The organism is Sneathiella chungangensis (assembly GCF_009882935.1).
Classification (GTDB): Bacteria; Pseudomonadota; Alphaproteobacteria; order Sneathiellales; family Sneathiellaceae; genus Sneathiella; species Sneathiella chungangensis.
Window position 1 is genome coordinate 108,327 of the sequence record NZ_WTVA01000014.1, and the last position, 14,549, is coordinate 122,875.

Below are 14,549 nucleotides of genomic sequence, written 5' to 3' on the forward strand. Positions count from 1 at the left end.
AGAAAAGCCGCTACTCGCGCGGTAATTGCTGCTCGACGAGGCGGGCCCAGATGCTGGCGCCAATCGACAGCACCTCGTCATTGAAATCATATTCCGGATGATGCACCGCGTGAAAATGCGTTTCGTCATTGGTGCCGAGGAAAAAGTAGCAGCCGGGGCAGGCCTCAAGCATGAAGGCGAAATCCTCGCTTCCCATGCGGATCGGCGTCTCCATATTCACATTCTCATGCCCGACGATTTCCGTGGCAGCGCGAGCCGCAATCTGGGTTTCCTTTTCGTGATTGACAACGCTCGGGTAGCGCCGCTGGTAATCCAGTTTGATTTCCACCCCATGTGTCGCGGCGACCCCGTCGCAGATTTCCCGAACCCGTGCCTCGATCAAGTCACGGATCTGCGCCGTCATTGCCCGGATCGAGGCGCTCAGCGTCGCTTCTTGCGGAATTATATTAATGCCGGTGCCCGCCTGAAACTGGGTGACGCTGACCACGGCATTATCAACCGGACCGACATTGCGGGCGACGATGGTCTGAAGCGCCGTGTAAAGCTGTACCCCCGCTGCAATCGGATCATTGGTAAGATGGGGATAGGCCGCGTGCCCGCCCTTGCCCCGGATTTTCATCACCGCCGTATCCGCGGAGGCCATAATTGGACCCGAACGTACATTGAATGTGCCGCGAGGAAGGCTCGGTTGGTTATGCAGGCCATAGACACCGTCGCAGGGAAAGCGCTCGAACAGGCCGTCCTTGACCATCGCGTCACCACCGCCGCCGCCCTCCTCCGCCGGCTGGAAGATAAAGTGCACAGTCCCGTCAAAATTACGGGTTTCGGCGAGATATTTGGCGGCGCCGAGCAGTATCGCCGTATGGCCGTCATGACCGCAGGCGTGCATTTTCCCGTCAATCGTCGATTTATGGGCGAAATCATTTTCTTCCTGCATCGGCAGCGCATCCATGTCTGCGCGGAGGCCGATGGTCCGTGCACTGGATCCCTGTCCTTTCAGCACGCCGACAACGCCGGTAACGCCGATGCCTTCATGTACTTCGATTCCCCAGCTCCGGAGTTTTTCCGCAACAATCGCCGCTGTCCTTCGTTCTTCGAAACAAAGTTCCGGATGCTGATGAAGGTCCCGCCGCCAGGCTTGCATATCATCATGTGTTTCGGCGATCCTGTTATAGATGGGCATCCCTTCCCCTTATTCTTGGTTTAATTGTTCGTCATCGTGCCACCCTTTAAAAGGAATGGCAACATCCGTGCGAGAGCATCGAGTGGCAAAAATTGGTTTCACCTCTCTGCATTACCATCTTTTAATTTTCTGCGGACCCACTATATGAGGAAACTTGTGTGCGCCTGCGAAAGGATTGCTTGCTAATCGCAGGATCAACGCTATACTGCGCGCGCTTTTTGATAAAGACGAAGTATAAATCATGGAAATTCGGAACGTAGCGATTATCGCCCATGTTGATCATGGGAAGACGACCCTTGTGGATGGCCTCTTGAAACAGAGCGGCACGTTCCGGGACAACCAGAAAGTGGCCGAACGGGCCATGGACAGCAACGACCTTGAGCGTGAACGCGGGATCACGATCCTTGCCAAATGCACCTCTGTCGAATGGGACGGATACCGTCTCAACATCGTCGACACGCCAGGTCATGCCGACTTTGGCGGCGAAGTGGAACGTATTCTCAGCATGGTCGACGGTGTTGTCGTGCTGGTCGATGCCGCCGAAGGCCCAATGCCGCAAACAAAGTTCGTGACGCAAAAAGCGCTTGGCCTTGGCCTGAAGCCGATTATCGTCATTAATAAGGCGGACCGCCCCGATGCCCGGCCGAATGAAGTGCTGGATGAATGCTTCGATTTGCTTGTCGCATTGGACGCCAATGAAGAGCAGCTCGATTTCCCGGTGCTCTATGCATCCGCCAAGGAAGGCTGGGCGGTTACGGATTTGTCCGAACCGAAGGAAAATCTTCATCCGCTTTTCGATCTCATTGTCCGCCATGTGAAGGCGCCAGAGGTCAATGAAAACGCCCCATTCCGGATGCTCGTCACCACAATTGAGAGCAACCCCTATCTTGGCCGCCTTTTGACGGGTCGGGTGGAAAGCGGCGTTCTCAAGACAAACGATCCGATCAAGGGCCTCAGTCGCAAGGGCGGCAAGATCGAAGATGCACGCGCCACTAAAATCCTGGCCTTCCGCGGGCTGGAACGCGAAACAATCACCGCCGCGCGGGCGGGCGATATCGTGTCGGTTGCGGGTCTTGTCAGAACCACTGTTGCCGATACGCTCGGCACACCGGAGGAGACCGAGCCGCTTGATGCACAGCCCATCGATCCGCCGACGATCTCGATGACCTTCGCCATCAACTCATCCCCGCTTGCCGGACGGGATGGCGACAAGGTGCAGAGCCGGGTCATCCGCGCGCGCCTAATGAAGGAGATTGAGGGTAATGTCTCCATCCGCGTGGAGGATAGCCCCGAAGCGGATTCCTATGTCGTGTCAGGCCGGGGTGAGCTGCAACTTGGCGTGCTGATCGAAACGATGCGCCGCGAAGGATTCGAGCTTTCCATCAGCCGGCCCAAAGTGCTCTATCGCCAAGGCGAAAACGGCGAAACACTTGAACCGCTTGAAGAGGTTGTCGTTGATGTCGATGACGAATTCTCCGGCGTTGTGGTCGAAAAGGTCGCGCTGCGCAAGGGAACGATGACGGACATGCGCCCCTCCGGCGGCGGCAAGACCCGGATCACGTTCCTCTGCCCGACCCGCGGACTGATCGGATATCATGGGGAGTTCCTGACCGATACGCGTGGTACCGGCATCATGAACCGGCTTTTCCATTCCTATGTCCCCCATAAGGGAGAAATTCCCGGTCGGCGCAACGGCGTTCTGATCTCGAACTCCACAGGCAAGTCCGTGGCATTTGCGCTCTGGAATCTCGAGGCGCGTGGTTTCTTCTTTATCGGTAGCGGCGTCGATGTCTATGAGGGCATGATTCTGGGCGAACACAACCGCCCGAACGATCTTGAGGTCAATCCGCTGAAAGCCAAACAGCTGACCAATATCCGCGCCGCTGGCACGGATGAGGCTGTTCGTCTCACCACACCGAGAAAATTAAGCTTGGAACAGGCCATTGCCTATATCGACGACGATGAGCTGGTGGAAGTAACGCCAAGCAATATTCGCCTGCGCAAGCGTCATCTCGACCCGCATGAGAGAAAGAAAGCCTCACGCGAGAAGATTGCAAGCTAAGCCCATCAAAAACCGGACGGCTCTCTTCGCGCCTAAAAAATGGGTGGCGATTAATCGCGTCTTGTGAAAACATGTGCCGACCTTAAGAACAACAATAACCAAATGAGGAAAAGATGGCGTTGATTGATGTGACCGCAGAAGTTGCCGGGAAAGTCTGGAAGGTTGAAGCCAAAATCGGAGAACAGCTGGACGAGGATGATACAATTCTCATTCTGGAAAGCATGAAAATGGAAATTCCCGTTGACGCCCCGGAAGACGGAACGCTCAAGGAAATCCTGGTGGGCGAAGGCGATGCCGTCGCCGAGGATCAGGTTGTCGCCCGGATGGAAGTCTGAAGACTTCCATCACAATTTTTAAGCAGCCTATCTACCAGAGCCAGGTCGCGGGATCGGGAATTTCTTCCTCACGCGCCAGGAATTTCAATCCTTTCGCGCAGCGGACGATATACCAGATATATGCCAGAAGGATGATCAATAATCCGATGCCGACGGCGGCCAGCAGAGACCCGATCAGGCAATAGAGGAAAAACATCCAGAAGCTTCGGATCTGGAACCGGAAATGCGTTTCCAGCCACGCGGGTCCGTCGCCGCGATTTATGTAAGCCATGACGACGCCGACAATATGTGCAATCGGAATGATCAGGCCCGCAAAATAGATGAAATAAATAATTTGCGCCATTTTTACGGCGCCGTTCATCCGCGCCGTATCCTCGACCGATTTGGTTACGTCATTCATATATTTGCCCCCTCACTATTCTTGACCTTCCAACGCCTCCTGCAGTAGGAGGTATACCTTGCCCACATCCGCCGTGATAAAAGCGTCCGAGAGCAATTCCGAATGATCGACCGTTCCGGCCTCCGTCATTATTTCGCGGAATTCGGACACATATTGATCGGCAAAACGCCGGAAATCGCCATTGTCGCGGTAGCGCGCCCGGATCTTCTCCGCATCCCTCGTCTTGAGAAGCTTGCGGGTAAAAATGCCCTTCTCGCCCTTCCGGTACCGACGCCAGAGCTCTTCTGACAGGTTGCTGTCCATGATCCGGTTGAGGTCGATGGTGAGCGAATTCAGATTCTCCATAATAAACGCGGTCGATTTCATAAACTGTTCGTTGCGCAGTTTGCTTTTCTTCTCCGCGAGCCGGTCCGCTTCCTGTTTCGCCTTGGCCGCCGCCGTGGTTATCCCCAAGGTCTGCTTTTCAATCCGCTGGCCGGAGGTAAGCGCATCTTCCGCCGCTTTTTCCGCCGCCTTCTTGAAGGCTTCGCTTTCGTTTTTCAGGAGACCCGCAGTATGACTGAGCGTTTCTTCCACCTGTTTCACAGACAAGGTCAGGCGATGGTGCTGACTTTCGAACTGCTGGCCGAGCGTGCGGGCGCTTTCATTCGCCTTTGTTGTAAAGCGGATCAAGTCCTCCGCCTGGCCGTGGAAAAGCTCCACCGCGCCGGTCCCCGCCGATTTAACCTGATTGCTCGCCTCGGAAATTTTCTCTGTCACCCGGTCGAGATCTTCATGAATGTGCCGGCGCGTCTCATCGATTTCCAGCTTGTGCTTCGCAAGGGCCTGATCCGCATATTGAATGCCTTTGATCATCAGTTCGCTGGCCTTCGCAAGTTCAACTGACCGGCGATGGAATCGCTCTGTTGCCTCGGACGCCTGCTCGACGGAATGATCAAGCATGTAGGAGCGTTCGGAGAGGGTCTTCTCCACCGTTTCCACCTGCTCTGTGAGCTGTCGGGCAATCTCCGCCAGCGCCAGAGTCTCCTGCTGAAGGATTTCCTCCATTGCCTCCGCGTGATCCTTTGCGCGGACGGAAATCTCGGCAAGATCTTCCATATGAACCTTCGCGGATCCGCTGGCCTCGCTGATATTGGTAAGCGATGACCGGGTTACTTCGGCAAGTCTGCCGCCCTGGCTCTCGGCCTTTGCCGCCGCCTTGTTCAATTGTTCAATGTGATCATTGGCCTGATCGCCCATGGCCCGCAGTTCTGCGGATGCCCGCTCCGCGGTTTTGGCAAGTTCGGCAGTCTGCGAATAAGCCGCTTCGCCGGATTGCCGCGCTTGCAGCGTCGCCCGCTCCGCCGTCGCCATGAAGTCCTGGTGATGGCGGATAGTTTCTTCAATCGCCGCAGCGAGCTTGCCCTTCGAATGATCGGCCGACGTGCCAATCTCTTTCTGCTGTTTGACAAGGGCTTCACTGGCGGAGGCAAGCGTGCGCGACGCCTTGTCGGCACTAACCTCGATATCAGAGCCTTCGCGGCGCAACTCTTCGCCGGCTTCGCGCATCCGGCTGGTCAGCGCATCGGAGGTTTCCTTCAAGCCCTCCGCCTGACGCTGCAGGTTGCCGCCGACTTCCATGATACGGCTGTTGGTTTCAATACCCGCCTTGTTGAGCAATTCAACGTCTTTGCCGAGGCGCTCGCTGATTTCCCGCGACATTTCCAGTATCTGTTGTGACGCCTGCTCGAAAATCGCAATCTGGTTGCGAAGCTGCTCTTGAATGAGCGTCGTCCGCGCGCCCGCCGTCTCGGACGCCTCATTGAGGCTCGCCGCGTGGCCGGCCAGTTTTTCACCCAGCTGATCCGCATTCCGCAGAGATTTTTCACCCGCGGCATCAAGCAGTTCCTGTCCCTGACGCAGGCTCTGGTCAATCGCCTGCAGGCTTTGGCCGGTCGCTTTCAAAACGTCGTCAAGCGCGATGGTCTCGTCCTTCAGCTTCATGCTGGAGAGCAGCAGCTGCTCCGTCATCTCACTGGACTTGACAGCCAGTTCCTGGGTGTTCTGATGCAGTTTTTCCGCGGATTCTCGCGCGCCGCTTTCCGCATCTTTTGCGACCTGGATTAATCCGCCTTCGCGGCTTTCAAGCCGCTCAAGCGCCTTGTCAACCTCAGCAACGCTGCTGGCGAGCGTATTCCGAAGGGCATTCAGACGGGTGACGCCTTCATCGCTTGCAATACTCAGATCGGTCGTACTCTGCAGAAGAACATCGGCGGTCTTCGATAGCTCGCTCGAGGAAGCCCGCGAAACCTCGGCAATTTCCTGGCCGCGCTCGGTCAGTTGCGCAGTTCCGTCATTGAGTTTTTCACGAAGCTGATCGGCGGCCTCTTGCAGGCTTCGTATCTGCTCGCCGAGCGCGTCTTTCGCCTCTGCTGTTTTTTCGAGAGTCTGGGTGGCATTCGTGAAAATCTTTTCGCTGGTTTCACCAAGAATCTGCGCAACATCGTGGGACTTTTCATCGGCGACACGAATAGCATCTTCCAGTGCCTTGATTTGTGCGGCTATGGCGTTCTGCACCGCTACGCTGCGAGTTTCTGTTTCTCCCGCCGCATCCTCAAGGCTACTCGTCTGTAATGTGATGGCATCATTCAGCCGCGCTCCCTGTTCATTGATCTGATCGATAAGCGATCTGATCTGGGATTCACGGGCTTCAAGCTCCCCCTTTATCCGATCAGAGGTCTGCAACAATCCGTCGGTCGCTGACTTGGCCGAATCACCCTGTTTTTCGAGCCGGCTCGACGCATCCTCAATCCGGCTTGCGGCTTTTTCCGTCTCTTCCTGGACTTTTTTCGACTGCCGCTCGAGGGCCTCAGTCAGGCGGGAAACACGTGCTTCCGCTTCCGGGCTCGGATAGCCTAAATTTGCCATCAACTGATCAAGCGCATTACCTTTCAATCGGGCCTCCAGGCCGCGATGGAAATACCCGAGAAGCAACCACAGAAAGGCAAGCGGCGCAAATGCGCCAAGGAGCAGGATTCCGAGATCGATCGGTGCGACCATCAAAATTTCCGGCCAGCCGATTCTCGCATAGGCATAGGCGCCAACGGCGACAAGCCAGGCAATCGTTAGAAGAACGCCGACGCCAAAAAGCTTTGCAGCGCCCGATAACCCCTTATTTTCCGTCATTTTTTGCGGCACAGCCTTTGCTTTCGCTGCAGCGTTATTCTCACCGCTGCGAAATTCCACATTCTGATGTTTTTGCAACATCATCCCTCTCCTAACCATACTATGGTAGAAGGGTTCCGCAAATCCGGCGCGACGTCAAGTTTTCTGATCAATCCGGGTGATCGCCGGTAACGAAAAAAAACCCTGATATTATGACTACTTGATAACTCCGGCGGCGCGCAAATCGCCAATCGCGTCTGCGGCAAACCCCCAGTCGCGCATCGCTTCCTCGGTATGCTCTCCCGGCAGGCAGGGCGGACGCTGTATCGAGGGTTCCGTACGGCTGAAACGGGGTGCCGGTGCGGGTTGAACAACACCGTCATATTCAACGAAGGTTTTCCTGTGCGTATTATGCGGATGCCGTGTCGCCTCCATGATCGAAAGAACGGGGGCGTAACATACGTCCGAACCCAACATGATCTCGTCCCATTCATCCCGGGTTTTCGTCTTGAAAATCTCGGTCAACCGCGCCTTGATCACCGGCCAGCTTTTGGGATCCATTTGCGGCGGCAGGTCCTCCTTATCGAGGCCCGTCTTTTCGAGAAGCTCCTGGTAGAATTTCGTCTCGATCGAGCCGAGCGAGATATGTTTTCCATCGGCCGTCTCATAGACGTCATAGTAATGAGTGCCGGAGTCGAGAATATTGACGCCGCGTTCGTCTTTCCAGTGCCCAGCCGCCATAAGGCCGTAAAACATTGTCATCAGCGACGCGGCGCCATCGACCATTGCCGTGTCGACAACTTGCCCTTTGCCCGATTTCTGGGCCTCGAGAATACCGCAAACGAGACCAAGCGCGAGATAGAGAGCGCCACCGCCGAAATCACCGACAAGGTTGAGCGGGGGGACCGGCGCTTCGTCCTTTCGTCCAATGGCATGCAACACGCCGGCAAGCGCAATATAGTTGATGTCGTGGCCGGCCGCCAATGCCATGGGCCCTTCCTGCCCCCAACCGGTCATCCGGCCATATACCAGCTTCGGATTGCGCTTCAGTGCCTCTTCCGGGCCAAGTCCCATACGCTCCATGACGCCAGGGCGGAATCCCTCAATCAGCCCATCCGCCTGTTCGATCAGTTTCATGACGACCTCACGCCCGGCTTCCGTCTTTGTATCGACGGCGATTGACCGGCGGCTTCGCATCAGCAGACTGTTGCGGGAGCTTGGCATACTGCCGAGCCCGGGATCGGACAAACGGTCTATGCGGACGATATCGGCGCCAAGATCGGCCAGCAGCATGGCGCACATGGGGCCGGGCCCAATCCCGCCCATTTCAACAATTTTGTATCCTGCTAACGGTCCCATTATTCTTTCCTTTTCTTGTTAAGACCCGGAATTTTCTTTTCAATCTAAACCGAACCCAAATGGACTGTCATCCCCTAAAGTAACGACCGGTGCGGCAGCCGCGATAAATACCCGCAGAGGACAAGTGCGATCGCGCAATTCGCCGCCATGACGAAATAGGCGTGGCTGGCGAAAAATTCGTATAAATACCCCGACAGGAACAGGCAGCCTCCCATGACAAGGCCGAGCGATATGGCTGAATATAATCCCTGCGCACGTGCCGAAACCTCAATGGGTAGTTCGTCGGTGATATACCGCATGGCGCCGAGATGAGCCGCCGCGAAAGTTACGCCATGCAGCATCTGGCTGACAATAAGCACTGGCACTCCGGGCGCAAACCCCATGACCGCCCATCTGATCAATCCCGCCGCCCCGCCGAGAAGGATAAGCTGGATCGGACTGAAGGATTTGAAGAACCGACGCGCGAAGGCGAAGAGAATAATTTCGACGATGACGCCCTCTGCCCAAAGGAACCCGATGGTGCCATCTTCGATACCCTGCCTTTGCCATTGCAGGGTACCGGATGTATAGAGAACCGCGTGGCTGCCCTGGATCAATCCGGCCGCCAATAGAAAGATCATGAATACCGGGCTCGATATCAAGCGTCGCAGCCCCCGTTTCCCCGTCTCGCTTCGGCCAACATTGATTTCCGGTAGAATCAGGCAGCAAACAAACAGTAACAGGTAAGACAGCGCCAACAGTACCGGTATAAAATCAGGCGAACGTCCCTCCAGCATCTGGCCGCCCAAAAAGGCGCCGCCAATGAATGAGATGGACCCCCATAATCTTATGCGCGGATAATCGATTTGCTGCGTCCGGCCGATGGTAAGTACAAGGTTGTCGCCAAGCGCCGTGAAAGACGACGTAAATAGACCGATGGAGAGCGCAAGAACAAAGATCTGCCAGAAGCCTTCAGCGAAAAAGTAAAATTGAAAAAGCCCGAGACAAATTGCCGACATGACGACAAGCGGCGCCCGCCGTCGTCCGACATAATCGGCGATCGACGTAATCATCGGCGTGAATATGATTTTTCCCCAAACCGGCGCGGAAAGAACGATACCGATCTCGTCTGCGCTGAGGCCCTTGTAGGAAAGCCAGACCGGCCAGAACGGCAGCTGAAAGCCAACGATAAGGAACAACGCCATGTAAAAGGGCGCAAGACGCATGGCGGTCTTTTGGTCAAAAGTGATCAGGGGTGCCACGAGGGAGCGCCTTTCCGCCAGTCTGGGACCAGATATCTCTAGGGGAGACAGGTGTGACTGTAAAGCTGCCGCGCCCCCCGACAGCATAAAAATTTGCCTATCATGATATTCTCTGGCTTAATCCGCCTTAAGAATTTCACGAAAGGTTCAGGCGACATAGGGGCATGAAGTAAATGGGCAAAATCATTGGCGGCGTTATCATCGGTCTGATCGTAATCATTGCCATCGTTGTTGGCGTTTTCTATTTCAATCTAGATAAGGTCATCATTGCCGCGGTTGAAAGCTATGGCTCTGACGTCACCAAAACCGACGTTGTGCTGAATGATGTCGACCTTGATCTGACGAGTGGGAAAGGCGCGCTGAAAGGCTTTAGTGTCGGTAATCCTGACGGCTTTGAAGAAGACCATTCCATCAAATTCGACAGTGTCGCAATGGAGGTTGATATCGCGGATACGAGCGACAAGCTGATCCACATCCGGGAAATCCGCGTGGAGAACCCTTCGATCATTTATGAAGTCAACCAGACGACCAACAATCTGACCGCAATACAGAATAATGTGGATGCCTTCCTGAAGGAAAAGGGATTGGGCGGCGAAAAATCGGACGAAGCCAGCTCGGAAGATGGCCCGAAGGTCATTATTGATAATCTCTACGTCACGGGCGGACAGGTTTCCGTCAAGGCGCCTATCCTCGCCAACCAGAAGGTCGAAGGCCGGCTTCCCAATATTCATATGGTCAATATCGGCAAGGATGAAGGTGGCGCGAGCCCTGGCGAGGTCGCGGCGAAAATAATCGAGGAGATCACCGGCAAAGCGATGGGCGTGATCACGCAGCTCGGTATCGGCAAGAATATTGGGACACTGCTCGATAATGCGGGCGATCTGGTCAACAAGACCGGTGTCGGGGAAGCCGCCGGAAAAGCGGGCGAAGCCGCGACGGGGGCGGCCAAAGGCGCGACCGGCGCGGTGGAAGGCGCCGGTAAATCCATCAAAAAACTGTTTGGCGATTAATCCCTTAATTAGTAACGCGATTAAAACATGGACGCAGTAAACGAAAATATCGAGACGGTCTCGAAATGGGTCGATATCGTCACCGAATTTGCCATCGAGTACGGATTTCAGATACTCGGTGCTGTGGTATTCCTCTTGTTCGGGCTGCTGGTTGCCAACTGGATCGGTAACCGGCTGCTCGATATGGCGCTTGCCCGCAATATCGACGTGACCCTCTCCCGATTTATGGGAAGCGCGGTGAAGTTTATCCTCATCGTCATGCTCATCATTATCACGCTTGGCAATTTCGGGATCAGTATCGCCCCGCTTATTGCGCTCGCAGGGGCGGTAACGTTCGGCGCAACCCTTGCCCTTCAGGGGCCGATCTCCAACTTCGGCGCCGGCGTCGCCATCATCCTGACACGGCCCTTCGTCGTCGGTAATGTCATCACCGTTCAGGGAGTAAGCGGCGTTGTCGACAGGATCACGCTTGGCATCACCTTCCTTACCGGAGAGGATGGCGAGCAGATTGCCATTCCCAACAAGGAGATCGTCGGACAGGTCATCGTCAATTCAATGGAAATGCGGATCGTCGAGAGCAATTTCTGCATTTCCGCCGACACGGACCCGGCGAGAGTCATCAAACTGATACAGGAGGCGATCGCGAAACTGATCAACGAGGACTCCCCGACCCCACCGCAAGTCGGCATCCAGGATTTCACCTATGGCGGCGTTATCATTGGCACCCGCGTTTGGGTCCCCGGGCTCAAATATTTTGAGGACCGGTATGACATCAACGATACAATTTATAAGGTGCTTAAGGACAATAACATCGAGTTGATGAAATTTGGCGGTGTGAGCCTTGCATTGCCGCCGCTCAACGAAGGAAACGGACCGGCCGTTCCACCACCGGTCCTGTAGTTTCCATCACCGCCGAAAATTCTTCATTTCACAAAATTACGGTAACAATCCGATCAATGAACGCTTAGAATAGACCGCAACGTCATACAAGTTAGGAACGGATCGAATGAGATATATATTGATACTTGGCATAGCCCTGATTGCGGCAGGATGCGGATCCAGGTTCTCCGTAAATAATCCTAATCCCTATAGCGTTTATAATTATGACTATTCCGACTGCTGCCAGCAGGGCAACGGGCCGCGGCCATAACGGACAAGGATATCCAGATGTCGGACATTAAACTTACCCATGCCTTCGATATGCAGCTGTCGGTCAAATCTCCGGTCCTCAATCTTGGAAAGACACCACAAGGCGGGCGGCTGATTGCTGAAGTGACCGGCGGTGTGATTACGGGCCCGCTGCTCAATGGGCGCGTTCACGCCGGCGGCGCCGACTGGCTGCTGTTACGCGAAGATGACGTTATGCAGCTCGACGTACGCATTACAATCGAAGCGGAAGACGGCGGCCTGATTTATGCTCGCTATGAAGGACTCCGTCACGGACCGCAAGATGTAATGGCAAAAATGGCGGCGGGCGAAACAGTTGACCCCTCTCTCTTTTATTTCCGCATTCTGCCACGCTTCGAAACGTCGGCGGCGTCGCATCTATGGCTCAACAAGCACCTATTCGTCGGCACCGGGGAGCGTAATTCGGAGGGACCGAAATACAGCGTCTTCAAAGTCGAGTAACTGGCGCAGACGGTCTATTCGCAGGACCCGTCCCACGGAATAGTGACGAATACCGTTTTTCCGTTCACACCCGGGAAATCCTGGAACAACGCATCAAGTACTTCATCAAAAACCCCGGTCAATGTCGGGCACCGACCGGCAGATTGCGCCCGTCCTTCGTAAATTCGGACCGGATTTTCGGATTTGGCGGTCTTGCCTTCTACGATATCGATCGCAATGAATCGGTTATACTCCACCCATGTCTGGGTGTTGTATGTCCGCCCAAGAGAGCCTCCGTAAAACGGGCCTCCGCCGCCATAGACACCAAGCCCGAAAGATCCGAATACCGGAGATGAGGTAGTTGTCGAACGCGGCTCCGTGCCGTCGACGCCATAGGAAACGTAGGCGACATAATCCGGATCCGGCAAGTGTTCCCGGACAACAAATCCGACAAATCTGAGCTTGTCCGCAATTTTCGGGCGGTAGTTGAGAAATTCAAGACTGGATTCCTTTGACGTCGGCTGCGCACGAATTATGATATTTTTCCCCCTGATATTAGCGAGATCCGGCGTGAAAAATGCGGTGACGTTGGCTTCCACCGTCGGCTTGGTGCAAGCCGCCAGCAACAGAACGGCTATAAGTGTCGCTATTATCCTCATGAACTGTCTCCAACGGGTTTCCGGATGGATTAGCCTTCTAATATTGTTCAACGGCAAATCGCAATCAACAACTGGCCTGGAATTGATGGAAATTTTTTTCTTGGCGACCCGCGCGAATTAACCATATCCGCCAATTGCTTTTACTTCCACGAGAAGTTTCGGTATAATTTTCCAATAATTTAATTCATTCTCGAACTACGCAAATCAGGGTCGCCAAAAAAATTCCAATAAATGACCTGCGGCGGCGGCATTGGTCGAAGGTCAAAAAAAACATAAATCCGGGCACCGGTCGGAAATCAAGAATTTTCGGGGCGATTTAAGAACGGAGTAAGTATGAACGTAGATCTTATCGGAAAACCCGCTTATTTGACGGACATCAGGTATGGAGATCTGTTTTATATGCAGATCGGCGAGAGAATTTACCCCTGTATCAAGACGTATTTCGTCAAAAACGATACGGAAATAATAGATTATGTCGTCGCGTTCACGCCTTCGGAGAGGGACAGGACGTATTTACCGCGGTTAATGGAAGAAAGAAATCTTGCCGCCAAGGTCGCCTATCGAGTGTCGGAGCCGGTATTCCGATCGATGATCAACGAAAGCTCTATCCTGACGGATATCGAGTACTGGCCGACACCGGGTATCGTTATTGAAAGCTCGGATGCGACTTATCTGACAATCAAGTCCGGACGGATGCCGCATAAACTGATGTATCTCAATATCAGTACAGGGGAGCTGATCGCGACATCGCCGAAAGCGCCCTTCGTCTTTGTCATGGAATGGAAAATCGTCCTCCAGCAGGAAGGCAGCGAACAGACACTTGTCCGATTCCCGGTCGGCAGTCCGACACTCCTCAAGAACGCTGCCGCCCAGTAAGCAGCAAATAATTCTGTTTTCGTCTCGGCCAGGCGGCAACGCCTGGTCGTTTTTTATTCTGTTTATCGGGAAAATGGTGGGCGTAACAAGATTCGAACTTGTGACCTCTGCGATGTCAACACAGCGCTCTAACCAACTGAGCTATACGCCCTCATATCCGCAATTTTGCGGCGGGAATTGGCGACTTATAAAGCGCTGCGATTTTCAATGCAAGCCCTATCTAAGCGGCAAAGGCGATATTAAAAGATTCGCGTTCTATCCGGAAATAGCGCGATCATCGAGCGCGTTCCGCACAGCATCGACCAGCGAGTTCAAGTGAAACGGCTTCGAGAGAACCTTGCTCACCCCGTCTACCGTATCCAGCGCCTCCATCGCCACCGCGGAGAATCCCGTGATAAAAATGACAGGAATATCCGGCTCAAGCTTACGGGCATGGCGGGCGAGTTCAATTCCGTTCATTCCCGGCATAACCAGATCGGAAATCAAGATGTCAATCTGGCCGCTCCCGAACGCCGGCAACGCATCTTCACCATCGCTGAAGGCGAGCACTTCATGGCCGGCATTTTCCAGACTTCGAGCCAGAAACGGACGCAAATTGTCATCGTCTTCAGCAAGTAAAATACGGGCCATGGCAAAATCTACACAAATGTCATTCAAATAGGTTCATGAAAT

At 54.4% G+C, this 14,549-nt stretch carries 13 protein-coding genes and 1 tRNA gene; 6 read left to right on the forward strand and 8 right to left on the reverse strand.

Annotated elements, in window-relative coordinates; translation table 11 throughout:
- Nucleotides 1–10: 10 nt before the first annotated feature.
- On the reverse strand, nt 11–1,183 hold the full coding sequence (locus GQF03_RS12265; RefSeq protein ID WP_161339574.1) for a M20 aminoacylase family protein: 1,173 nt from the start codon (nt 1,181–1,183) through the stop codon (nt 11–13).
- Nucleotides 1,184–1,424: 241 nt separating this feature from the next.
- Between GQF03_RS12265 and typA the strand changes: the two genes are divergently transcribed.
- A complete protein-coding gene (typA, locus tag GQF03_RS12270; protein ID WP_161339575.1) occupies nt 1,425–3,245 on the forward strand; it encodes a translational GTPase TypA in 1,821 nt (606 codons plus the stop codon).
- A gap of 113 nt (nt 3,246–3,358) precedes the next feature.
- Nucleotides 3,359–3,580 carry an acyl-CoA carboxylase biotin carboxyl carrier protein subunit gene (locus tag GQF03_RS12275; protein WP_161339576.1) on the forward strand — a complete coding sequence of 74 codons (222 nt, stop codon included), beginning with the start codon at nt 3,359–3,361 and terminating at the stop codon, nt 3,578–3,580.
- A gap of 31 nt (nt 3,581–3,611) precedes the next feature.
- On the opposite strand, the gene GQF03_RS12280 is transcribed toward GQF03_RS12275, so the two are convergent.
- From GQF03_RS12280 to GQF03_RS12295, 4 genes are all read right to left on the reverse strand, one after another.
- Nucleotides 3,612–3,980: a DUF4870 family protein gene (locus tag GQF03_RS12280; RefSeq protein WP_206376406.1), complete on the reverse strand. Its 369-nt coding sequence runs from the start codon at nt 3,978–3,980 to the stop codon at nt 3,612–3,614.
- Nucleotides 3,981–3,995: 15 nt separating this feature from the next.
- Nucleotides 3,996–7,229 (reverse strand): coiled-coil domain-containing protein, encoded by a 3,234-nt coding sequence (locus GQF03_RS12285; RefSeq protein WP_161339577.1) that lies wholly within the window; start codon nt 7,227–7,229, stop codon nt 3,996–3,998.
- Nucleotides 7,230–7,340: 111 nt separating this feature from the next.
- Nucleotides 7,341–8,483 carry a CaiB/BaiF CoA transferase family protein gene (locus tag GQF03_RS12290; RefSeq protein WP_161339578.1) on the reverse strand — a complete coding sequence of 381 codons (1,143 nt, stop codon included), beginning with the start codon at nt 8,481–8,483 and terminating at the stop codon, nt 7,341–7,343.
- Nucleotides 8,484–8,557: 74 nt separating this feature from the next.
- Complete coding sequence (locus GQF03_RS12295; RefSeq protein WP_161339579.1) at nt 8,558–9,724, reverse strand: MFS transporter; 1,167 nt, start codon at nt 9,722–9,724, stop codon at nt 8,558–8,560.
- Between the two features lie 173 nt (nt 9,725–9,897).
- Here GQF03_RS12295 and GQF03_RS12300 point away from each other — a divergent pair, with 173 nt between their 5' ends.
- The 3 genes from GQF03_RS12300 to GQF03_RS12310 all read left to right on the forward strand — a co-directional run bounded on the left by GQF03_RS12300 (nt 9,898) and on the right by GQF03_RS12310 (nt 12,363).
- Nucleotides 9,898–10,734: an AsmA family protein gene (locus GQF03_RS12300; protein WP_161339580.1), complete on the forward strand. Its 837-nt coding sequence runs from the start codon at nt 9,898–9,900 to the stop codon at nt 10,732–10,734.
- Between the two features lie 27 nt (nt 10,735–10,761).
- A complete protein-coding gene (locus GQF03_RS12305; protein WP_161339581.1) occupies nt 10,762–11,634 on the forward strand; it encodes a mechanosensitive ion channel family protein in 873 nt (290 codons plus the stop codon).
- Nucleotides 11,635–11,901: 267 nt separating this feature from the next.
- The gene (locus GQF03_RS12310; protein ID WP_161339582.1) at nt 11,902–12,363 is read left to right on the forward strand and encodes a DUF3237 domain-containing protein; all 462 of its coding nucleotides are present in this window, start codon (nt 11,902–11,904) and stop codon (nt 12,361–12,363) included.
- 14 nt (nt 12,364–12,377) lie between these two features.
- On the opposite strand, the gene GQF03_RS12315 is transcribed toward GQF03_RS12310, so the two are convergent.
- Entirely contained in the window at nt 12,378–13,001 is a 624-nt protein-coding gene (locus GQF03_RS12315) for a hypothetical protein (RefSeq protein WP_161339583.1), read from the reverse strand.
- A gap of 333 nt (nt 13,002–13,334) precedes the next feature.
- On the opposite strand from GQF03_RS12315, the gene GQF03_RS12320 reads away from it, so the two are divergent.
- On the forward strand, nt 13,335–13,877 hold the full coding sequence (locus tag GQF03_RS12320) for a hypothetical protein (protein WP_161339584.1): 543 nt from the start codon (nt 13,335–13,337) through the stop codon (nt 13,875–13,877).
- Nucleotides 13,878–13,951: 74 nt separating this feature from the next.
- On the opposite strand, the gene GQF03_RS12325 is transcribed toward GQF03_RS12320, so the two are convergent.
- Together GQF03_RS12325 and GQF03_RS12330 are read right to left on the reverse strand one after the other, a co-directional pair.
- Nucleotides 13,952–14,028: transfer RNA gene (locus tag GQF03_RS12325), tRNA-Val, on the reverse strand.
- A gap of 104 nt (nt 14,029–14,132) precedes the next feature.
- Complete coding sequence (locus GQF03_RS12330; RefSeq protein ID WP_161339585.1) at nt 14,133–14,507, reverse strand: response regulator; 375 nt, start codon at nt 14,505–14,507, stop codon at nt 14,133–14,135.
- Nucleotides 14,508–14,549: the final 42 nt, after the last annotated feature.

What these genes read in the sequence shown, in the direction of transcription:
- GQF03_RS12265 (WP_161339574.1), bottom strand. Translation starts at nt 1,183, where the DNA reads ATGCCCATCTATAACAGGATCGCCGAAACACATGATGATATGCAAGCC.
- typA (WP_161339575.1), top strand. Translation starts at nt 1,425, where the DNA reads ATGGAAATTCGGAACGTAGCGATTATCGCCCATGTTGATCATGGGAAG.
- GQF03_RS12275 (WP_161339576.1), top strand. Translation starts at nt 3,359, where the DNA reads ATGGCGTTGATTGATGTGACCGCAGAAGTTGCCGGGAAAGTCTGGAAG.
- GQF03_RS12280 (WP_206376406.1), bottom strand. Translation starts at nt 3,980, where the DNA reads ATGAATGACGTAACCAAATCGGTCGAGGATACGGCGCGGATGAACGGC.
- GQF03_RS12285 (WP_161339577.1), bottom strand. Translation starts at nt 7,229, where the DNA reads ATGATGTTGCAAAAACATCAGAATGTGGAATTTCGCAGCGGTGAGAAT.
- GQF03_RS12290 (WP_161339578.1), bottom strand. Translation starts at nt 8,483, where the DNA reads ATGGGACCGTTAGCAGGATACAAAATTGTTGAAATGGGCGGGATTGGG.
- GQF03_RS12300 (WP_161339580.1), top strand. Translation starts at nt 9,898, where the DNA reads ATGGGCAAAATCATTGGCGGCGTTATCATCGGTCTGATCGTAATCATT.
- GQF03_RS12305 (WP_161339581.1), top strand. Translation starts at nt 10,762, where the DNA reads ATGGACGCAGTAAACGAAAATATCGAGACGGTCTCGAAATGGGTCGAT.
- GQF03_RS12310 (WP_161339582.1), top strand. Translation starts at nt 11,902, where the DNA reads ATGTCGGACATTAAACTTACCCATGCCTTCGATATGCAGCTGTCGGTC.
- GQF03_RS12315 (WP_161339583.1), bottom strand. Translation starts at nt 13,001, where the DNA reads ATGAGGATAATAGCGACACTTATAGCCGTTCTGTTGCTGGCGGCTTGC.
- GQF03_RS12320 (WP_161339584.1), top strand. Translation starts at nt 13,335, where the DNA reads ATGAACGTAGATCTTATCGGAAAACCCGCTTATTTGACGGACATCAGG.
- GQF03_RS12330 (WP_161339585.1), bottom strand. Translation starts at nt 14,507, where the DNA reads ATGGCCCGTATTTTACTTGCTGAAGACGATGACAATTTGCGTCCGTTT.